Annotated in this window: 18 protein-coding genes; 13 read left to right on the forward strand and 5 right to left on the reverse strand. The window is 58.8% G+C overall.

What is annotated here, in order from left to right; genetic code table 11:
* The first annotated feature begins 159 nt into the window (after positions 1-159).
* The 6 genes from HJO_RS16025 to HJO_RS16050 all read left to right on the forward strand — a co-directional run bounded on the left by HJO_RS16025 (position 160) and on the right by HJO_RS16050 (position 7599).
* A complete protein-coding gene (locus HJO_RS16025) occupies positions 160-1563 on the forward strand; it encodes a M24 family metallopeptidase (protein WP_162173847.1) in 1404 nt (467 codons plus the stop codon).
* Positions 1564-1713: 150 nt separating this feature from the next.
* Positions 1714-4053, forward strand: coding sequence for a TonB-dependent receptor (locus tag HJO_RS16030; protein WP_084142132.1), 2340 nt, complete (start codon positions 1714-1716; stop codon positions 4051-4053).
* 69 nt (positions 4054-4122) lie between these two features.
* Positions 4123-4410, forward strand: a complete 288-nt coding sequence (locus HJO_RS16035; RefSeq protein WP_035619042.1) for a DUF485 domain-containing protein — start codon at positions 4123-4125, stop codon at positions 4408-4410.
* The gene (locus HJO_RS16040) at positions 4407-5912 is read left to right on the forward strand and encodes a sodium:solute symporter family transporter (RefSeq protein ID WP_051618713.1); all 1506 of its coding nucleotides are present in this window, start codon (positions 4407-4409) and stop codon (positions 5910-5912) included. The genes HJO_RS16035 and HJO_RS16040 overlap by 4 nt, the downstream gene beginning before the upstream one ends.
* Before the next feature lie 150 nt (positions 5913-6062).
* Positions 6063-6350, forward strand: coding sequence for a DUF1330 domain-containing protein (locus HJO_RS16045; RefSeq protein ID WP_051618714.1), 288 nt, complete (start codon positions 6063-6065; stop codon positions 6348-6350).
* Positions 6351-6402: 52 nt separating this feature from the next.
* Complete coding sequence (locus HJO_RS16050; protein WP_206741864.1) at positions 6403-7599, forward strand: FAD-dependent oxidoreductase; 1197 nt, start codon at positions 6403-6405, stop codon at positions 7597-7599.
* A 42-nt stretch (positions 7600-7641) separates the two neighbouring features.
* Here the strand turns inward: HJO_RS16050 and HJO_RS16055 are convergent, their stop codons facing one another.
* From HJO_RS16055 to HJO_RS16070, 4 genes are read right to left on the reverse strand one after another with little or no spacing between them, the layout of a single operon-like run.
* Positions 7642-8280, reverse strand: coding sequence for an isochorismatase family protein (locus tag HJO_RS16055; RefSeq protein ID WP_035619045.1), 639 nt, complete (start codon positions 8278-8280; stop codon positions 7642-7644).
* Positions 8277-9155: an isocitrate lyase/PEP mutase family protein gene (locus tag HJO_RS16060; protein WP_051618715.1), complete on the reverse strand. Its 879-nt coding sequence runs from the start codon at positions 9153-9155 to the stop codon at positions 8277-8279. The genes HJO_RS16055 and HJO_RS16060 overlap by 4 nt, the downstream gene beginning before the upstream one ends.
* Positions 9152-10066: a polysaccharide deacetylase family protein gene (locus HJO_RS16065; RefSeq protein WP_035619046.1), complete on the reverse strand. Its 915-nt coding sequence runs from the start codon at positions 10064-10066 to the stop codon at positions 9152-9154. Before HJO_RS16065 ends, HJO_RS16060 begins: the two co-directional genes overlap by 4 nt.
* Positions 10067-10075: 9 nt before the next feature.
* A complete protein-coding gene (locus tag HJO_RS16070; RefSeq protein ID WP_206741865.1) occupies positions 10076-10798 on the reverse strand; it encodes a maleate cis-trans isomerase family protein in 723 nt (240 codons plus the stop codon).
* A gap of 260 nt (positions 10799-11058) precedes the next feature.
* Between HJO_RS16070 and HJO_RS16075 the strand changes: the two genes are divergently transcribed.
* Positions 11059-12312: an MFS transporter gene (locus tag HJO_RS16075; protein WP_162173848.1), complete on the forward strand. Its 1254-nt coding sequence runs from the start codon at positions 11059-11061 to the stop codon at positions 12310-12312.
* Between the two features lie 106 nt (positions 12313-12418).
* Here the strand turns inward: HJO_RS16075 and HJO_RS16080 are convergent, their stop codons facing one another.
* Positions 12419-13069 (reverse strand): TetR/AcrR family transcriptional regulator, encoded by a 651-nt coding sequence (locus HJO_RS16080; RefSeq protein ID WP_162173849.1) that lies wholly within the window; start codon positions 13067-13069, stop codon positions 12419-12421.
* Positions 13070-13249: 180 nt separating this feature from the next.
* Here HJO_RS16080 and HJO_RS16085 point away from each other — a divergent pair, with 180 nt between their 5' ends.
* The 6 genes from HJO_RS16085 to HJO_RS16110 all read left to right on the forward strand — a co-directional run bounded on the left by HJO_RS16085 (position 13250) and on the right by HJO_RS16110 (position 21493).
* Positions 13250-15703 (forward strand): TonB-dependent receptor, encoded by a 2454-nt coding sequence (locus HJO_RS16085; RefSeq protein ID WP_084142139.1) that lies wholly within the window; start codon positions 13250-13252, stop codon positions 15701-15703.
* Positions 15704-15777: 74 nt separating this feature from the next.
* Positions 15778-16656: a fumarylacetoacetate hydrolase family protein gene (locus HJO_RS16090; RefSeq protein ID WP_035619052.1), complete on the forward strand. Its 879-nt coding sequence runs from the start codon at positions 15778-15780 to the stop codon at positions 16654-16656.
* On the forward strand, positions 16649-18004 hold the full coding sequence (locus HJO_RS16095; protein WP_084142141.1) for a spinster family MFS transporter: 1356 nt from the start codon (positions 16649-16651) through the stop codon (positions 18002-18004). Before HJO_RS16090 ends, HJO_RS16095 begins: the two co-directional genes overlap by 8 nt.
* Positions 18005-18063: 59 nt before the next feature.
* The gene (locus HJO_RS16100; protein ID WP_051618718.1) at positions 18064-19041 is read left to right on the forward strand and encodes a VOC family protein; all 978 of its coding nucleotides are present in this window, start codon (positions 18064-18066) and stop codon (positions 19039-19041) included.
* The gene (locus HJO_RS16105; RefSeq protein WP_277813176.1) at positions 19041-20714 is read left to right on the forward strand and encodes an FAD-dependent monooxygenase; all 1674 of its coding nucleotides are present in this window, start codon (positions 19041-19043) and stop codon (positions 20712-20714) included. The genes HJO_RS16100 and HJO_RS16105 overlap by 1 nt, the downstream gene beginning before the upstream one ends.
* On the forward strand, positions 20672-21493 hold the full coding sequence (locus HJO_RS16110) for an SDR family oxidoreductase (RefSeq protein ID WP_206741866.1): 822 nt from the start codon (positions 20672-20674) through the stop codon (positions 21491-21493). The genes HJO_RS16105 and HJO_RS16110 overlap by 43 nt, the downstream gene beginning before the upstream one ends.
* Positions 21494-21499: the final 6 nt, after the last annotated feature.

Below are 21499 nucleotides of genomic sequence, written 5' to 3' on the forward strand. Positions count from 1 at the left end.
CCGGAATCGGGCCTGGCTCCAGGCGGGTCGGCCATTCTTATCGCTATGCGAACATTTACAGCGTTTGGGTAGCCTGCCGTCACATTCATTGGCAGCATAACGGTATACCAACTCGAGATAGCGGCCTTTGGAGGAGTTTGAGTAATGGGTTTTGGCAACATGACGAGACGCGGCGCAATCGCAGGTGGATCTGCCGCTGGGGCGCTTGCCCTGACAGGATTTACCACCGGGTCCGAACAGCTTGCTGCGAGTGCTGCGGCCCCGTCAGATCCGTCCGCTGACCGTGTGCTGGCAAAATACCGCGCGCCCGAAAAGTTGAGCCACATGTTTGAGGCGCCCAAGCTGCTGAACACTGAGCGCGCCTACGCCATCATGGACAAGTACGGCCTGGATGGTCTGGTCGCCTCCGTTCCCCATAATATCCAATACCTGTCCAGCCATCTCGGGCCGATGACGATGATGGGGCGCTCGTTCTCTGTTTACGCCTTCTTTCCGCGCAACGAGTCTGCGCCACCTGCGCTCATCGTCCCGGGCAGCATGGTCTACCACCTGGATTATCGGCCGACCTGGATGCCGATCGAGGTCTATACTTTCCCGGGTGGTTCCACCACGGGCAAGGCAGATCCCCTGCCGTCGCCCTGGGCGCGCAGACTGCGGCCGGAAACCTTCAATGATCGCGATCTCCTGCTCATGGCAATCTATGCCGAGTTCGAGGGACGAACCAGCGCGAGCCCGCTGAGCGGCCTGGCCAAGGCGCTTACGAATGCAGGCCTTGCCAAGGGAAAGATCGGTTTTGACGATCCCCGTGTCGGATCGTGGCTCAATCAGGAATTGCTGCCGGATGTTCAATCGGTCGATGCGCTCAATATCTTTCCCGAAATCCGCATGGTGAAGACGCCGAATGAACTGACTCTCCTGCGCGAGGCTTCAGTGAAGAATGAGGAGGCGCTGCTTTATGCGATCCATAATTCGAACGTAGGCGACCGTCTTGATGATATCGAGCAGCACCACAATACCCGTTGGGGTGCGCTCGGCGGTGATTCCCTGTGGTGCGTTACAAACCAGAGCGGCCTGGCCTCCGGGCGGATCGCAAAGGATACCGTCACAAAGATCGACAGCGTCGGGCAGTATGAGGGCTACAGGGGCGATGTCGGACGCACGGTCGTCTGGGGAACGCCGACAGATGAAGTTATCTTGCGTCTTGAGACAAACTCCAAGGCCCTTGCGACTGTTTATGATGCCATCCATCCAGGCATGACGTTTGCCGAATCGGGCAAGATCGTCGCGGACGTCTTTGCCGAGGCAGGCATTCCGGGTGTCGGTGGGCCACATCCTGTTGGCCTTCAGCACACAGACCAACCATGGTCGACCGGCGCGGACGATGTGAAGCGTCTCCACGAATTGATGATTTTTGAAGAGAACATGGTTTTCACCATGGACGTTCCTTACCACGAGCCTGGTCTTGGAACATCGCATGTTGAAGACATGATGGTCGTGAAGGCGAATGGTGGGTGCGAGCCCCTGTCGTCCGGCGACACCAGTCTGATCGTAAGACCAGCCTAGTATCGAAGGCAGTCAATCGTCAGCAATTGCAGGTCTTTCCGAGGTGCCTCGGAGGGAAACGGGGAAGTGCGTCCGCCAGTGAGGAAAATACGGAATTTCACGGGCGCGCTAATCAAGAGAAACCAACATAACTCTAACGGGGTTCGGACAATGCAATACAAAGAAAGACTTCTCGTCGCGACACTTTTGACTTCTACCAGCCTGGCTGCATTTGCAGTCCCGGCCTGGTCGCAGGACGCCGGAGCGTCTGGCGAAGAGGCCGTGGAGGGATCACGGAGACTGGAGAATGTCGTCGTGACAGCTCGCAAGGCCGAGGAATCGCTGATCGATATTCCACTTGCTGTGACAGCCATTACGTCCGCCCAGATCGAAGCACGCGACATCGAGAATATCGATGATATTGCCGCTTACACGCCGGGCTTCTCCAACCAGAGCCAGTCTGTCGGCCGCAACGACCGCGGGTTCAAGCAGTTTGTCATCCGTGGCATCATTCCCAATTCCGGCCTGGCAACGCGCGCGGCCGCAACAATGTTCGTGGACGGCGCGCCTGTGAGCGGCGGCAATATTTCCGGAATCTCGGACATCGAGCGTATTGAAGTTGTCAAAGGGCCGCAGAGTGCCTTCTTCGGGCGCGCCACCTTTGCCGGGGCAATCAACCTGGTGACGCGAACGCCGTCATTTACGTACCAGGGCAAGGCGTCCGTCGATTACTCGAGCTTCAACACTGTTGACACGACGGCAACCATCGAGGGCCCCCTGGTCGAGGACAAGCTGGCATTCCGCCTGAATGGCCGGTTTTACAATACCGAAGGGGCGTTCTCCAATTACGGCAATCCGGGCGACCGGCTTGGCGCCCGCTCGACGGAGTCGATTAGTGGGACGCTTTACGCCACGCCAACGCCGCAACTCACAGCCCGGCTTTTCGCAACGGCCTTTACCGATAGCGACGGATCAGCTGCAAACGGACAGTTCGGGAGTGCCCAGCATAACTGCTTTACGGGAACCGTGGACTATTTTTGCGGCGAGCTCGGAACGGTGCCGTTCACCTCTATCCGGCGTGAAGATGACATTCGCCCGGCCGCATACGACCTGATGAAGAATGGCACGACGCTGCATGGCGGGAACTTCATTGACCATCTCGGGCTCGAGCGTGAGGCCAAGCAGGTCCGTTTCCTGGCCGACTATGATTTCGAGAGCGGTTACACGCTGAGCGGTATCGCCGCCTACAGTGACAACAAGTGGGCCTTCCTCCAGACCCCGGCCCACTTCGACCCCACGGCATTTCCCAAGGCCGGCCTCTTCGGCGATGAATACAACCTGGTGCTTGGCAACACGCGGGATGAAGACATGACGCTGGAGGTCCGGTTGACGTCGCCCCAGGATCAGGCGCTTCGGTGGACTGCCGGCATCAATTACGTTGACGCCGAGACGAACAACCTCACGCCAGGCGTGATTTCCATCGGCTACCGCATCCTGTCGCAGCACACGGTCAATTCGAACCAGACGACCGGTTATTTCGGCTCTGTTGCATATGACTTTTCAGACAGACTGACAGTGACGGCGGAAGGCCGCTACCAGGTTGATGACGTGTATCAGCAAACACGGTCGGGCGACTTTCCCGAATATGCGGAGAAGTACGAGTCCTTCACGCCGCGCCTGATTGCAGAATACAAGCCGACCGACGAGACGACACTCTATGCGTCTTATTCCGAAGGCCGGCGGCCAGGCGAATTCAATACGCGCTACTTCGCTTTCTCTCCCGAGATCCAGGCTCAGCTGTCGTCCCAGACGGCTGTGTACCCGGCCGTCCCTGAAGATGAGCTTGAAATGTACGAAGTGGGCTTCAAAGGCACCGCCTTCGACAACCGGGCACGCTTCACATTGGCAGCCTATATGGGCGAATGGTCCAACCGGCACATTCCGCAATACCTGTTCTATGAAGAAGACGGTGATCGTATCGACGTCCAGTTGACGGCGCCCGACGGTATCGTGGATCTGAAGGGTATCGAGCTGGAAGGCGCGTTCCAGGCGTCAGATGAGTGGATGCTAGAGGGCACATTCAACGTGGCTGATACAGAGATTGTGCGGACGATTTGTGCTGAATGCCAGATCATTACCGGCGATCTGTCTCCGGAAGGCACACAGCTTCCATACTATCCGAAATATTCCGGAACGTTCGCTGCGACGTACGAACGGCCGGTCTGGAATGGTGAGTATAACGGCTTTGCCCGCATGGATTACATCTATACCGGACGCCAGTATGCGACAGAATCAAATCTCGCCTGGGTTGGAGATTCCCATGTCGTCAACCTGCGCGTGGGTGTCGACACGGGAAAGTACCGTGTGGAAGTTTACGGCACCAACCTGCTTGATGATGATACGCCTGTCAGTCTGGCCCGGGGAACGGAGCCTGTGACAAACCTCCAGGCGATCACTGTTTCCCTGCGCAATCCGCCGACGGTCGGTATCCGTGGTTCGGTCAACTTCTGAGCCATTTGACAAGAGGGCGCGGCTGACTTCAGCTGCGCCCTTTTCTTGCTTTTACCGGGGTGCATTTTGATGAACGATGACGAAGCTGATGGCACGCGCGATGCCATCCGACGTGGTGCGCCACTCGATTTCGCGATCATGGGTGCAATTGGCGGCCTCTACATGGCTTTCATGCTGGCATGCGTCTGGGCGCCGGAATGGCTTGGCTCGCGTACGGCTTTCACCGGTCCGCTTTCAGTTGGTCTTGTGCTGGGCCTCGGCCTGGTCGTCATCATTGTATTCTCCGCGATCGGGTATGACATGCTTCGCCGCAGGCAGGAGAAGGACGTGAAGCGCGCGTCGGAGCCGGGCGCATGAACGTCACAGCCTTTGTCATATTCCTCGCTTTCGTTGTCGTGACCTTGGGCATCACGACCTGGGCATCCCGTCGAAGCAGCTCACGCAGTGATTTTTATACTGCGGGCGGAAATATCACCGGCTTCCAGAACGGCCTCGCATTTTCCGGGGATTTCCTCTCTGCAGCAGCTTTGCTCGGCGTGGCCGGCCTTTACTATCAGGCCGGTATGGATGGGCTGATCTATGGTCTGGGAGCGCTCATTGGCTGGCCGGCCTTGCTCTTCCTGTTTGCCGACCGGTTGAGGAAACTGGGGCGCTTTACGCTGACCGACGTCCTCTCGTCTCAACTGTCAGATCCTGGCGTTCGTATCTTCGCGTCAGTGGCCAACCTGATCGTGCTCCTTTTCTACATGGTGTCCCAGGTGGTTGCGGCGGGCCTGCTCGTTGACCTGTTGCTGGGCATCGATTTCACGATTTCGGCCCTCCTGGTGGGTGCGTTGATGATCTGTTACGTCGTGTTCGGCGGCATGGTTGCGACCACATGGGTCCAGATCACCAAGGCAGCGCTGCTCATCTTTGCCGCCTTCCTTCTCGGGTTTCTCGTGCTTCTTCGCTTTGACTTTGATATCCAGTCGATATTCACGATGGCAATGGACAAGCACCCGGCGGGCGAGAAGATCATGGCACCGGGCGGCCTGGTAACAGGGACGGGGGCGGCGATCTCACTTGGCCTGACCCTCATGTTCGGGCCTGCAGGGCTTCCCCACATCCTCATGCGCTTCTTCACTGTCCCCAATGCGGCAGAGGCGCGCAAGTCTGCCCTGATTGCCATCCTGATCATTGGCAGCTTCTGCTTCCTGATGATCATCATCGGGTTCGGCGCGATAGCGCTATTGTCAGGAGACCCGGCATTCCTGGATGAGACCGGCAACATGGTGGGGGGCGGCAATATGGTGGCATTGCACCTGGCCGATGCCCTCGGGGGGAACCTGATGCTGGGCTTTGTGTCGGCTGTGGCATTTGCGACCATTCTGGCGGTTGTGGCAGGCATTACGCTTGCTGCTGCGGCGACCATTTCACACGACATCTATTCGACACTGGTGAAAAAGGGGGCTCAGACGGAAGCAGAAGAGCTTCGCGTCTCGCGCTGGGCAGCAGTTGGGTTCGGGGTCGTGAGCATCGCTCTCAGCCTCGCCTTCCAGCACGAGAATGTGACGTTCCTGTCCGTATTCGCATTCGCCATCGCAGCCAGTGCCACCTTCCCCATCCTGTTGCTTTGCCTGTTCTGGAAGGGCCTGACGGGACCAGGCGCGGTATGGGGAGGTGTTGCAGGACTTCTGACGGCGCTCATCCTGCTGATCCTCGGTCCCTCGATCTGGGTGTCGGTCCTTGGACATGACACGCCGGTGTTTCCCTACCAGTACCCAACCATCGTTGCGATGCCGACGACTTTCGTCGTTGCTTTCATTGTCTCGATGATCGGGCGCTCCCAGGCAGTGCCCGGGCAGGCTGAAACGATCTGAAGGCCGTATTTGGGCCACCGGCGGGTGGCAGGGAGCTGCAGCGCAGCCTCGCGCTGTCGCTGGGCGAGCAATCCGGGATTACGTCACGCATGCCCTGCGGATTGATGGCACGTTCGCCTCGGACATTGGATCAGGAGCGGAGACATCATCATGCCAGCCTTCATTGTTGCGACTGTCGAGATACAGGATCTGGACAAGTTCAAAGCCTATGCCACGACGATTGCTGGGCTTGCCGAGCAGTATGGCGGCGAATCTGTCGTCAAGGGAGCAGCGATCGACGTGCTGGAGGGGAGCGCGCCAGCAGGTGAACGGATCGTGGTCACCCGCTTTCCGGATGAAGCGTCCGCCCGCGCCTATATTGCCGACCCTGTCTATGCCGACGGCAAGGCGAGGCGCGCTGGCGCGGCCACTGTGTGCATGCGGCTCGTCGTAACCTGATCTCACGCCACCGGCGGCGGACAGGGTGAGATCAAAGGGAAGGAGAAGCCTGGTGAAAAAATCTGCGCAAGTGTTGGTCATAGGCGCTGGACCTGTCGGAACGGTCGCCGCCTACAAGCTGGCTGAAAGCGGCATCGACGTGATGCTCGTGGAGGCAAATCCGGACTGCCCTGAGGATCTGCGCGCATCGACGCTGCATCCTCCCACCCTGGAAATGCTGGAGGCCATGGGCATCTTTCAGGAGATCGACGCGATGGGGCTTCGCGCCCCAGTCTATCAGTACAGGGACAGGAAATCCGGAGAGACCTTCGAGTTTGATCTGGGGGAATTGTCCGACCTGACCCCCTTTCCCTTCCGGATGCAATGCGAGCAGTTCAAGTTGAGTCGCCTTCTTGCGGGCCGCCTTGCCGCACATCCTCGCGCACAGGTCCGGTTTGGTGAGCATGTCGTGTCCATGGAACAGGATGATGATGGCGTGACAGTCAATGTGGAAACACAAGGCGGGGAGGCTGCCTACCGTGTGGAATACGTGATCGGGTGTGACGGGGCCGGATCGGTTGCGCGCAAGCAGATCGGTATTGGTTTCGGCGGCTTCACCTATCCAGAGAAATTCGTGACTTACAGCACGACAGCGCCCCTGGAATCATATCTTCCCGGACTTGCGCAGGTCAATTATGTCGCCGATCCCGACGAATGGATGGTGCTTTTGCGGGTGCCGTCAGTGTGGCGTGTGCTTGTGCCGGCGCCGGATGCAGACGACCAGTCACTCGTCTCCGACGCGCGTACCAGCGACGTGTTCGAACGCCTCACGGGGGACGGATCGATACGGACCGAGCATCGTACCATCTACAATGTCCACCAGCGTGTGGCGGAGCAATATTTCCGGGGACGGGTCATTCTCGCTGGCGATGCGGCGCATCTCAACAACCCCCTTGGGGGATTCGGAATGAACTCGGGAATCCATGATGCATGGAACCTCTGCGAGAAGCTGACCTCTGTGTTGCTTGCGAATGCTGAGGCGCCGGCGCTGCTGGCACAATACGAACGGCAGAGACGCAGTGTCATGCTGTCTTTTGTCCAGGAACAGACCATCCGGAACAAGCGCCAGCTTGAAAACAAGGACCCTGAAGCGCGCAAGGCTTATGTCAACGATCTGCGCGCCATCCTGCTCGATGACGAGCGCCGCCGGGCATATCTCAAGGGACAGTCCATGATCACCAGTTACGGTCAGGAACGGGCTATCGCCTGAAGGCGCGCGCGAGGCGCGGCGGACACGAAATCTGATCTAGAGCTAGGATGCCGATCGCGCCGCCAGGACGCCGATCGCCCATTCCAGACTGACAACTTCTGCATACTTGGCATGAAGATCAAACAGGTTCGAATTGTGTGGGGCCTCGTGGCGATCACCGCAGGCTTCCTGGACGACAAAAGGGGCGAAGCCGTGCTGGAGCGCATCCAGCGCGCTCGCGCGAACACATCCGGATGTCGAAAAGCCTGCGATAAGGACAGTATCGACCTTCAGGGCCGACAATGTACTGGCCAGGCTCGTCCCGAAAAACGCAGACGCATATTGCTTCATCAACACGATGTCATTCGGGCCCGGTGCGAGTTCGTCCGGGAATCTGCCGAACGGGGATCCGGCCTCGAAGTGACGCAGGGCAGGTACCTTCTTGAAAAAGAGGCCCCCGTCCACGCCACCCGCCTGATAGTGGACGCCCGAAAGCACGACGGGAATACCCGCAGCGACAGAGGCGGCACGCAGGTGAACGGCAGCCTTGAGCGCAGTGTGTGCGCTGTCCCCGGCGTACAGGGGGCAGGCCGGATCCAGATAGGCCATTACCATGTCGACGATCACCAGCGCAGGCCGGGTGCCAAAAGCGAGATGACCGGAAAAGCCTGCGTGTTCGTAGTCGGAATCAAGCTCGGTCATGTTTCAGCCTCATATCTTGCACCTAGTGCGTCGTATTCTTCGAGGCCGAGCTGCTCGTTGAGTTCATGCAGGGACATAATCGTGCCGGACAGAGATGTTGTCTCGCCGGTTTCGCCGAGATGTTGCAGGGAGCGTGTGCCGGATTGCACCATGCCGCCCAGAATAATCAACGGATGGAGGGCAAGCGCGATACCAAACCCGGACAGCTCATCGCGTGTGGATACCGGGCTTCCAGTGCCATCCACCAGGTTGTGGATGGTTGGCACCCTGGCGGCCAGGCGGTCCCCGATCATGGCCAGCTCCGTGATCGAACGCGGCCCTTCGACAAAGATGAGATCGGCGCCTGCTTCGAGATAGGCATCTGCGCGGTCGAGCGCGCCGTGAATGCCCTCAATCGCAAGTGCGTCTGTTCGCGCCGAGATCAGGGTTGTTTCGCTCTTGCGGGCATCCACGCACGCTTCAATTTTCGCGGCCGCCTCCCGGACGGGAATGACTGACTTTCCGGAAAGGTGTCCGCAGCGCTTCGGGTAGGTCTGGTCCTCGATCTGGATCGCCGTTGCGCCGGCCGATTCGAGCGACCGGACAGCACGCCGGGCATGGATGGCGTTTCCGAAACCGGTATCTGCATCCACGATCAACATCGCGCCCGTGGCGTCCGCAATGCGCGCGGTCGCGTCCACCAGCGTGGCGAGATCGAGAAACCCGAGATCGGGCAGCCCCATGCGCGACATTGTAAGCGCAGCGCCAGACAGGAACTGGACATCGAATCCGGCCCGGCTGGCCAGGGTGGAGGACAAGCCATCCCACACGCCCGGAACAGACAAGCAGCCCTTTGCGGCCGCGGCGCGGTTGGCGAGGTATGCCTTGAGGGTCACCTGTCCTGACCGGGTATGTGTGTCTCGTGGCATGTCAGATAGTGATCCGCAATTTCTTCACGCGTGGCGAACCAGACGCCCGGAAGCGATTTGGCGTGTTCGATGAATTCCCTCAGGGCACGGATTCGAAAGGCGCGCCCCGAGACGTGCGGGTGCAGCCCGACATTCATGATCCGGCCGGATTTTCCGCCTTCTTCATACAGTACATCGAGCTCATCAATGAGGATGTCCCTGAACTCGTCGGTGGTGTGATTGCGCCGCGTGAGAAGGGTGAAGTCGTTTATTTCGTTGGAATAGGGGACAGACACAATCGGCCCATTGTCAGTCCGGATAAGATAGGGCTGATCGTCGTTCATGATGTCGCAATAGAACTTGAAACCGTTTTGCTTGAGAATGCCACACGTGTTCAGGGTTCCGCGCAGGCTGGAGGACAGCCAGCCTGCGGGCTTACGGCCAACATGGCGCTCGTACATCTCGATGGAGCGCGTGATGATGTCGCTTTCCCCGGCCGGGTCGTGGGCATAATCGGTGAGCAGTTCGCCTTGCTCCCAATTGTGCGCAAGCAATTCCCAGCCGCGGGCGAGACAGGCTTCGACCATCTCGCTTCGCCGCTCGAACGTCACGGCATTCGTCGTGCACGATGCTTTCACACCGAGTTCGTCGAACAGGTCATAGAGGCGCCAGATGCCGATTCTCTGACCGTACTCGCGCCAGGAATAATTGGGGTAATCGGGTACATTTCCCGGCAATGTCGCCGGAAGAATCGGCGGCCCGCCGGCGTAGTAGGGCTGGTCTGTCTCCTTGACCAGGTCCCAGGTTTCCAGATTGAAGGTCAAGATGAGCGCGACCCGCGCATCATTGGGCCAGGTCAGCTTGCCTCTCCTGGGAAGCGGTACGTAGTCATAATCCATTGTCGGCCCCTAAAATTCTTCCAGTAACCTGCCATACCCGGCAATTTTGTCGTGGATCCCCATGGACCTGAGTGCATGCCAGTAGGTTGCTGTATTTATTGCGATTACGGGCTTTTCCAGCCAGAATTCGGCTATGCCTGCGACCTTTGCGAAGGCCAGGTTGGTGCCGCACTGGATGACGGCGTCGGCGCCCTCTGACACGTCCTGTGCCGCCCGTTTGAGCGTGCGCGGCGTCTCATGCGCGATTTTCATCGGCGAGGGCGACTTGAGGCCGATCAGGTTGACCACTTCAAAGCCGAGGTCTTCGAAGAATTTCCTGACATTGCGATCACCGATCGGAGCATAGGGTGTGACGATGCCGATTTTCCTGATGTTTCCATAGGCGGCAATTGCCGCTTCGACAGCAGTCGAGCCCATGATCACCGGAACACCGCCGGTTCGCTCCAGCATTTTTTTGTACAGGCGCTCAGCACCCGAAGCGCCATCCCAGAACGTCTCGGCGGACATGCCCATGATCAGGCAGCCCGGGTCCATGGTCATCGCCACGTCAACGCTGTCCATGGTTGCATTGCGGATATTGTTCAGCATCACCATGAAGCTGTCATCATCGGTGACGCTGGAATCGGGAATCGGGATGCGGCAAAAGTGATTGGTTACGCCATGCGGACGAAAGTCGTCATATTCCGGCTGTACGCTCGTGTTGGTCGACGGCGCGATCACCGAATACTTCATGCGCCATCCCAGGGAATCAGTCAGCTCAAGATCCTCCACTAAAAGGCGTCCAGTCTCCGGGCCGGCCCATTTCGTCAGACGGGCTGACGTGTCCGGTCATCGACAGTGTTCGCCATTTCAACTTCGGAGCATGATTGCCGCTTCAACGGGTTCTGCACACCAGAATTGGTGAAATGGTCGCGTGGTGAACATTCGCGGAGTGCGCTTTGCCAGCGCGAAAATCATTGATCATCATGCCCTGTTTCCAAAGGAGATGCTGCATGGCTTCGGGTGCTGGAGAGTTCCGAAATGGTTGGCGGGCGATTGTTGCGTGTGCGGCAGGCGTTGGCGTGGGGCTGACCGGGCTTCCGTTCTATACCTTTGGTATATTCATCACGCCGCTGTCAGATGACATGGGCTGGAGTCGGTCAATGATCGCGGCAGGCATGCTCTGCCTGAATGCCGGGGTCATATTCGTCGGCCCGCTGATTGGCCTGCTCATGGACCGGTTCGGCGTGAGGCTGATCGCCATCCCTTCGCTGATCGGCGTGGCGGTGGGTTTTTTCCTCTTGTCACTCTCCGGCCCGACGATCGGCAGTTTCTACATGGCGTGGTTGGCTGTTGCGGTGCTGGGCGCCGGAACCACCCCGCTGACCTGGACCCGCGCAATCTCGGAGCGTTTTGATCGCGCCCGCGGCCTGGCCCTGGGATTGACGCTTCTCGGCACCGGCCTTGCGAGCATTTTCGGCCCGCCCCTCATCCAGGAGCTGATTGCAACCGGTGGCTGGAGGAGCGGGTATCGCGGCATGGCTGGGTTCGTTCTTTTCGTCGCCGTGCCGCTCGCGGTGTTCGGATTGTGGCAACGCCGGGAACCGGTCGCCGCAAGAACCAGGGTGGCGGGCGTCGGTGCGGGCATGACATGGCCAGAGGCGGTCAAGACCAAGCGGTTCTGGTTGATCGCAGGCGGGATATTCCTAGTTATCGTCGGCCAGGCCAGTTCGACCGTGCATTTCGTGCCCTTGCTGCGCGACCGCGGGATCGAGGCGGGCACGGCGGCCGGTGTGGCGGGCCTGTTCGGGGCGTCGGTCATCATTGGCAGGATCGTGGTCGGCTATCTGCTTGACCGGTTTCATGGACCGAAGATTGCACGGATATTTCTCAGCCTGCCTGCACTTGCGCTTCTCTTGCTGATCTGGCGGTCCGATCTTGCAACTGCGCGTGTCGCGGCCGTCCTCCTCGGCATTGCAGCGGGCGCGGAAGTCGACCTGCTGGCCTATTTCGTCAGTCGGTATTTCGGGCTGCGGAGCTATGGTGCGATTTATGGAACGGCCCTGTCTGCCTTCGGTCTCGGCGCTGGCTTCGGTCCGACCCTAGCGGGCCATGCCTATGATGTCGCGGGTAACTATGATGGCGCGCTCGTCGCAGGCGTTTGTGTGTTCCTGGCAGGCGTCGCCTGTCTCGGCTTCCTCGGCCGCTATCCTGCATTCACCTCAGACAGCGAGGCCCGAAAGGTGGTGTCGGACGTTTTGAAATAGCGGGACGGGTTCCTGGCCATGTCAGGAGGCACATCACCAGCAGCGATCACCAGACGCTGGTTCCCCCACAATGCCAGTTCATGCGGCACAGTCAGCAATGACGATACTAGTCTGTCGAAACCATTTTTATGGTTTTCCACGCAGCGGTCTTTGCTTGATCAGGGGGAACGCCGAGCATTCGGAGTTGGTATTCGGCAGCGCGAGAGCCTCCCTCCTCGCCGATTTCGCCCCTGAGTCTTGCGAGTAGGAAGGCGTTCGAAATTCCCCCCATCGAATCGATCAACAGGGAGTCGACCGTGACGCTGAAGACGCCTTGACGGACACCCAGCTCGAGATCGCGTCTCAGGAATTCGGTGACTTGGCGGCGTAATTCGGGAACCGACTGGTAAGCACGGAAAAACGTCCAGCCCCAATTCATGCGTTCGCTCCCGACGTGGATGAACTGACGCGTCCCTCTTGCGACGCGTTCGACTGCGTTTTCGATCCCCGTCATGTCTGCTTCGAGTTGCCTGGCAATGTCGGTTGCGACCCGTGCCGTCACAACCGACGTGATATCCTCCTTGTCCTTGAAGTGACTATAGAATGTTCCGTTGGCGACGCCGGCTGTGCGGGTAATTTCGTTGACGGAGGCGGCTTCGAATCCGACGCGGGCAAAGACAGCGATCGCGGCGTCCATGAGCTGGGCCCGTGTACGCTCGCTCTTTCCAAGATTGCTCGCTTCGATAGCAAAAAGTTTGTCAGACACATCGGCCCCCATTCTGACCTGCTCCATACCGCAATAACGGGTAGTTGACAAATGTCTCAAAAATGAGGAGCATCCCAAAAATGAGCGATCTCCCAAAAAAAGGGGGCGGTGTTTACCTGGTTCTTTGGTCCCGGACAGGGCGGGCCAATCGCTCTCAAATAAGACCGCCAAAAGCGGCATGGGGAGGAAAAAATGAAAAAGAGTATCTGCGTTTCGGCGAAGCTTTGGGTGAGCCTTTCAGCACTCGCTGTGGCGGTGGGCCCATTTGCAATGGCCCAGGAAGCAAGAGAACCTTCCGCCGATACGACAATCACATTCGACAAGGTCGTGGTAACTGCGCGCAAGCGTGAGGAGCGCCTTCAGGATGTGCCTGTCGTTGTGTCTGCTTTTGACAAGAAGCAACTTGAAGCGTTTGGATCCAGCGGATTTGAGGATATTTCGGACTTCACGCCGTCGCTTGTAATTGACGAGAGCGGGGGGGCCGGTCTTGGCATGGTGGTGCTTCGGGGCATCTCCACTGGCGAGCTCAATACAACGAGTGACCAGGCCGTCTCCATCAACGTTGATGGCGTCCAGTGGAGCAACGCCATGGCGTTGCGTTTTGGGCAATATGACGTTGAGCAGATCGAAGTCCTGAAGGGACCTCAGGCGCTGTTCTTCGGAAAGAACAGTCCTGCGGGCATTCTCTCGTTGCGGACCAGTGATCCAACAACCGATCCGTTTGTGCAGCTGCGGATCGGATACGAGGAAAACGCAGAACAGGTTAGCGGAGAGGCAATATTTTCAGGTCCCGTGACGGACACGCTGGCCGGCAGGCTGGTCCTGCGCGTTTCGGATCAGTCCGGTCCCTTCAGGAATCTGGCGCCGGGCGTTGCCTATCCGAGCACGCCGGACGTTGAAGAGCACTTTGCGCGCCTCAGCCTGATGTGGCAGCCGAGCGACCGGCTTAGCGCTCGCTTCAAACTGGGTCTTGCCGAAACCAAGGGGTCCAATCAAGGTGTTGAGGGCCGGTTCGGGTGCGATACGTCGGGGTTGCCGGCACCAATCAGCGGTCCGATCGAGACTTGCCAGGTGGACGAAGACTTCGTCAAATCCGACCCGGATCCGAATCTGGCAACTGTGTCCGACAAATTCCGGGCAAAGCCGTCTGGCGAAACGTCGATGGTCCTGAGCTCGCTTGAGATCAACTACGATGTCACAGACTCTCTGACGGTTACAAGTCTCACCGGATATTCGGATCTGAAGAATTTCGACTATTCGAACCTCCTGCCAATCCTTCCTGTCCTTTTTGTCAGCGGGCGAGACCAAAAGGAACAGTCGCTTTCCCAGGAATTCAGGTTGGCCAGCAATTCTGATGGCCCCCTGAATTTCATGGTAGGAATGTTTGCGGACGACCGTAAGATCGATGCTGGACGTGCCATGTTGGTGCCGGCGCCGGCCCCGCCTTTCCCCGCCGGCGCAAGCCTGCTGTTTGAAAACGACCAGACCGTGGACGCCAATTCAGCGTCTGTATTCGGGCAGTTGATCTGGGATTTGAGTGATACACTCGAATTGTCCGGCGGCGCTCGCTACACGGAAGAAACCAAGAAGCTGTCGGGGCGCGGTGCATTGACACCCACCGGGTTCGGTCTTGTCTTGCCAGGCGTTTATACCCCGCCTGTGGTCGGATCGGGCCCATTCATGGCGTCCCCGGATGAACTGACATACGAGAACCTGTCACCAGAACTCACGCTGGCCTGGCGCCCCAACACGAACCTGACGCTGTTCGGCAGTTACAAGGAGGGTTTCAAGTCTGGTGGCTTCAACACGTCAGTGACCGGCGGTGCAACCCTTGCAACCGTGCCCAGCGATCAGAGCTTCAATGAAGAGTTGGTCAAGGGGTTCGAGATCGGCGTGAAGTCGGAGCCGGTGCCGGGACTCCTGCTGAACGGCGCAGTTTTCACCTATGACTATGATGACATCCAGTTGACCACATTTGACCTGACCGGAGGCGGAATTGCCACTCGGGTCGTCAACGCAGCTGAAGCGAAGACGCAGGGCGTCGAGCTCGATACCCGCTGGCAACCGGAGACCATCCAGGGGCTGTCCGTCCTGGGAAGCCTTGCGTACACGGATGCAAAATACACCAGCGATCTCTTCTTCCAGTGTAACGGAATGCAGATCGCAGGATTGCTCCCTGGTTGCGACTATGTCGCTCAACCGGGTGGGATTGCACCTGTCACGCCAGGGACAGGCGACGCCCAGAATCTGAAGGGGGAATCGCTATTGAGAGCACCCGAATGGTCGGGGTCTCTGGGCTTCCTTTACGATTCGGCGCTGACTGAAACGCTGCGCTACAAGTTCAACGGCAATGCCAGTTATACCAGCAGTTTCGACAGCAATGTCAGGTACGATCCAAGGGCGGTTCAGGACCCGTTCTGGATTCTGAACGCAAGTTTCGGGATCTACTCGGCCGACGGGCGCTGGTCGCTGGATCTGATTGGACGCAACCTGACCAATGAGATCGTGATGTCGGGCAGTGGCGGTGTCCTGCCGGCAGGTGGCACGGTTGCCAATGTGTCGCCGGGCGAACTTCAGGGACCCGCCGGGCGTCCGCGATCAGTCCTTTTGCAACTGACCTATCGTCCCTTCAGCCGCGACAGGTAACCTCCGCCTTGTTGCCTGGGCGCTGACATTCGGCGCCTGGGCAATTTTTTTCCTCCTTCACAGCGGAGTGTCTTGTGAAACTTGCAACCTTTATCCACCATGACGTGCAGCGTATCGGCATCGTTGTTCACGACGGTCTGATCGATCTGTCAGCTGCTGCACCAGAATTGCCGCGCGACATGATTGGCTTCCTTGAGGCCGGAGATGCGGCCATGGCGCGCGCGCGTGCCATTTCCAAAAAACCAGACCACCTGCTGGCCCTCGACGCCGTTGCATTGCAGGCGCCTGTGCCAAGGCCGGGTAAGGTGCTGGGTATTGGATTGAATTATGCTGACCATGTTGCCGAGTCGGGGCGCACTCCGCCTGAACACCAGATATGGTTCAACAAGCAGCGCGAAAGTATCACGGGGCCCGGCGCAGAGATTGTCCTGCCTTCCGTGTCCCCCATGCTCGATTATGAAGTCGAGCTCTGCTTCATTATCGGCAAAAGCTGCCGTCATGTTCCGAAAGACAGGGCCCATGAGGTCATTGCGGGGTTCTGCATCGGCAATGACGTGACCGTTCGTGATTGGCAATTGCGTACACCGACAATGACGATTGGCAAATCCTTCGACACGCACGGTCCGCTTGGTCCGTGGTTGGTCACGTCAGACGAAGTCGGAGACCCACACGCGCTTGATCTTAAGTGCTGGGTCAACGGCGAATTGCGTCAGAGTTCGAACACCAGGCACCTGATTTATGATTGCTATGATCAGGTTAGCCACCTAACCCAGGCTTTCACGCTGTCTCCCGGGGACGTCATATTCTCGGGAACGCCGGGCGGTGTCGGCATGGCCCAGAAGCCGCCTCGTTTCCTGAAGACAGGAGACAGTGTGCGGCTGGAAATCGACAAGCTGGGCCGACTGGAAAACTGCGTCGCTGCTGAAACGCTCGAGGTGCGGATCGATGACTGAGGTCACCAGCGTGACGACATCCGTCAGACCACCGCGGGTAGGGCTGTATCCCTACTACGTTCTGGTCCTCTTGATGCTGGTTACGATGATCAACTTCATCGACCGTCAGCTGATTGCGATCCTGTCACCGTCCATCCAGGCCGATCTGGGGCTGACGGACTGGCAGATGGGAGCGGTCAAAGGCATCTTTTTTGCCTTGCTGTATGCCTTTCTGGGCATTCCGATTGCCCGCCTCGCGGATCGGACGAACCGGACAGCGATCGTGGCCTCGGCGATTGCGGGGTGGTCTGTTTTCACCATGTTGTGTGGTGCGACGCAGAACTTCATGCAGCTCGCGATGGCGCGCGTGGGCGTCAGTATCGGCGAAGCCGGTGGCACCGCACCGGCACATTCGATCCTGTCTGATTACTTCCCGAAGGAGCAGCGAGGGTTTGCCCTGTCGGTGGTCAATATCGGTGTGCCGTTGGGCATTGGATTTTCGTTCCTCGGTGGCGGCTGGCTCGTAACGACGTTCGATTGGCGCACGACGTGCGTGATCATGGGCATTCCGGGGCTGCTAGTTGCGCTTTTGGTCGCGATAACTGTCCGGGAGCCGGAGCGGGGGCGGCTGGACCTAGAGCCGCCGACCGGCCGGTCGCCCAGGAAGCCCTCAAGTGATCTGTCCGAGATCTTGAAGACAGCCAGACACATGCTTGCGATTCCAACCTTCAGGGCCTTCGCGATTGCCGGGGCAATCGCCGCCATGGCGAGTTACGCGAAGAGCACATGGATCGTCGACTTCTTTACCCGTGCACACGCAGATGTTCCGCCGATGTATGTTTTTACTGCACTCGGACTGACCCAGGCGGTGGCGAACACAGCCGGCATATTCCTCAGCGGGTATCTGGTCGACCGCCTGTCGAAGCGAACCCGGGCAGTGTACGCATGGGTGCCCGCAATCTGTCTCGGGATACTGTTTCCGCTCTGGGGCTTGTGCCTATGGGTGGACTCCTTCTGGGTCGCGATCGCCCTCCAGGTGCCTATCTGCTTCTTCGGAAGTACATTCCTGGGGCCAAGTTTTGCGCTTGCCCAGACGCTTTCACCGGTTGCGGTGCGGTCCGTCACTGCGGCCCTCTTCCTGCTCATCATCAATCTGGTCGGAATGGGGCTCGGTCCGACATTCGTGGGCTTTCTGTCCAGTGGGCTCATGGCGCAGTTCGGGCCGGATTACAGCCTGAGGATCGCGCTGAGCGCGCTGCTGGCAGGCTACCTCGTCGCATCGGTCATCTACATGCGCGCGTCCGAGGGGATCGACGCAGACTGGGCGCGCGCCACGGGCCATCAGCACAACAAGGCAGACCATCAGTAGCGATACGTCACGACACAGCGCGGCGCTCGGGCGTCAATATTTCCAAGAAAGGTTCTATCATGACCAAATTACCGATCATCAAAGTCCGGGACGTCATCTTTCCCAGACTGCAGGCGCCTGACCTCGATGCGATGGAAGCCTTCCTCCTCGATTTCGGGATGCTGCGGGCACGCCGAACGCAAGACACGCTTTATATGCGCGGCGCAGGCGCGGCACCGTTCGTCCACGTGACCCATTTGGGACCGGCTGGATTTCGCGGATTTGCCTTTGAAGCAGCTTCACGCGAGGACCTCGAGAAAATTGCGGCATCTGACGGCTTTTCCAAGATCGAGGAGCTCGATTCGCCCGGGAAGGGCTGGCGAACGGTTGCCATCGACCCGATTGGCCTGGAGGTGGAGGTCGTATTCGGGATAGAACAAGCGCCCCCCAGCGAGGCTATTGAAGCGCGCAAGCTCAATATGGGAACCCGATTTCAGCGGATCGGGGAAGCACAACGCATCGGGCGGGGCCCCAGCCGCATCAAACGGTTCGGCCACCTGCAACTCAACGTTCCGGACCCGCAGGCCTCTTTCACATGGTATCATGAGCGTTTCGGGATCCTGATCTCCGATACGATCGACCTGGCCCCGAATACGCCCGTCGCCATGTTCAATCGGTGCGACAAGGGAGGCGAACCGGCCGACCATCATACGATCCTGTTCACCAACAGTGCGTCGACCACCAACGCGATTCCCGGGCTCAATCATGTGTCCTGGGAGGTGTTCGATTTCGACGACGTGCTGGCAGGGCACGAATACCTGGAAGCAAAGAAGCGAACTGCCGAGTGGGGCGTAGGTCGCCACCTGCTCGGAAGTCAGGTCTTTGATTACTGGAGCGACCCCTGGGGACATATCCATGAGCATTGGACAGACGGCGACCAGCTTGATGCTTCGACGCCGGCTGGCTCACATGGCTTGCATGACGCTGCAGCCAGCCAGTGGGGACCGGATGTGCCCGAATCATACCGGCGGACAAGCGCGAAAGTGGTTGCAGGATGATGGTCGACATTCCCGTTCTCATCGTCGGAGGTGGGCCCGTTGGCCTTATGGGGGCTCATCTTTTCGACCAACGGGGCATCTCGGCACTTGTCGCCGAGCGGTATCCCGGGCGGCTCGGAGCACCCAAAGCACACGCATTGAATGCCCGTTCGCTTGAAATCTGTTGCGCCGCTGGTCTGCCCATGGACGACATTCACGCTGCGAGGACGGCCGCAGATGAGGGGGCATTCGTCAGGTTTGTCACCAATCTCTCTGGCCAGGAGATCGGGCGCTTGCCCTATGAACGGCAGGACGATGCCGTGCGTGAGTACACGCCATGGCCGCTGATAAACATACAACAACCCAGGTTCGAACGGATCCTGGAGAAAGAACTGGAGGGCAAGTCACATGTGCGCTTGCAGCGCCAACTGGAATGGCTCGGCTGTGACGCTGTTACCGACAGTGTTGTATCACGCCTGCATGACCATGCCTCCGGCCAGGACATCACGTTGCGGAGCCGCTACCTGATTGGCGCAGATGGTGCTGCAAGCCAGGTGCGGGACGCGGCCGCGATCACCATGAAAGGTCCGGGATCACTCGCGCACAATGTTTCAATTCATTTTGAAGCTGATCTCAGCGAAGTGGTGAAAGACCGCCCAGCGATCCTCTATTTCATGTTCGGACTTGGAACCGGAACTGTGCTGATCGCCTATGACATCAAGAGCACGTGGGTGCTGATGCATTCCTACAACCCGGCACGTGAATCGTACGACCATTTTGACACGTCCACCTGCGAGCGGCTTGTGCGTCAGGCGATCGGGCGGGATGTACCCTTTACGATCAAGGGCATAAATCCATGGACGATGGCGGCCCAGGTCGCGAGTGAGTACCGATCCAGGAATATATTTCTCGCAGGAGATGCAGCGCATCGCTTTCCGCCGTCCGGCGGTCTTGGACTGAACACCGGCCTCGCCGACATAGAAAATCTCGCATGGAAGATCGCTGCAGTCGAGCGCGGGGAGGCGGGTGATCGCCTGCTGAACACCTATGATGAAGAACGCCGGTATGTTGCCAAGACCAATACCGGACAGAGCGTGGCGAATTCGATGCGGATGCGTGTGTTGCTGCAGGCTCTCGGCCAGGAGTTCGGAAAGGACCTTGATGGTGCCGGCCTGAGCGCCTCCCTTTCAGACCCATCCCGGAAGTCGGCAATCGATGCAGCGGTCCTTCACCAGAAGGAACACTTCGACAGCCTACGCCTGCAACTGGGATACATCTATGGCGACAAGCGCGACATGGACGAAGGGAGCCCTATAGACCGCTATGAGCCGAAAGCGGTCGTCGGGGCATACCTTCCGCATACGCTTTTGGATACCGGGCGATCTACTCACGATCTTGTCGAGCCTGTCGGTCTGACATTGATCGCAGCGCCAGATGCTGAAGTTCTCGCCGATGAGGCGTGGGACTTCGACATGCCTGTGACGGCGAAAATCGAGGGGCGTGATTTCGAAGTCAGCGGGGCGCCCTGGTGGCAGCGCATGGGTATCGGGCGAGATGGCTGGCTCCTTGTCAGGCCAGACCGCCACATTCTGCTCGTTGGAAAGGCTCTGACATCCGGCACGGCGACTTTGATAGCGCAGTCAGTTTCCGAATGGTCGGGCGGCGCCGTGCACCCATGCGCGGAGGTCGCGTAATGAAACTCGGAATAGAAGGAAAGAAGGCGCTGGTGTGCGCGTCTTCAAAAGGCCTGGGCTATGCGTGTGCGCTTGCGTTGTCGCGGGAAGGCGCGCGGGTCACGATCAATGGCCGCGACGAAGCAACGCTTGGTTTGGCAAGAGACAGCATCGAATCAGAGACCGGGCATCCTGTCGACATGATCGTTGCGGATGTCAGCTCGCAGGAAGGGCGGGAGCGCATCGTCGAGACAAGTCAGGATACCGACATATTGGTCAATAATAATGGTGGCCCGCCGCCAGGTTCCTTTGAAAACTGGAGCGAAGAGGATTGGACTGGGGCGGTTCAGGCAAACATGATCCCTGCCTTGATGCTGATCAAAAACCTGTTACCTGGCATGCGCTCGCGCGCGTTCGGTCGGATCGTCAACATTACCAGCGCAATGGTGAAATCTCCCCGGGCACCGATGGCGCTTTCAGCGGCCGCCCGCACAGGACTGACTGCGGCGTGCAAGGCGATCGTGCCTGAGATTGCGCGCGACAATGTCACGATCAACTTCATGCTTCCTGAACGTTTCGACACTGACCGCCAGGTCGGCATGGCAAAGCTGTTGGCAAAGCGGCGGCAGATATCCTACGCCGACGCCCGGATCGAGATTGCCAATTCGATTGCTGCGCGCCGCTTCGGCCGCCCAGACGAGTTCGGGGCGACATGCGCGTTCCTTTGCAGTGAGCATGCGGGGTTCATTTCCGGTCAGAATATTCAGCTTGATGGAGGATCCTATGCCGGCCTGTTTTGACCGAGC

This window comes from Hyphomonas johnsonii MHS-2 (genome assembly GCF_000685275.1).
GTDB lineage: Bacteria > Pseudomonadota > Alphaproteobacteria > Caulobacterales > Hyphomonadaceae > Hyphomonas > Hyphomonas johnsonii.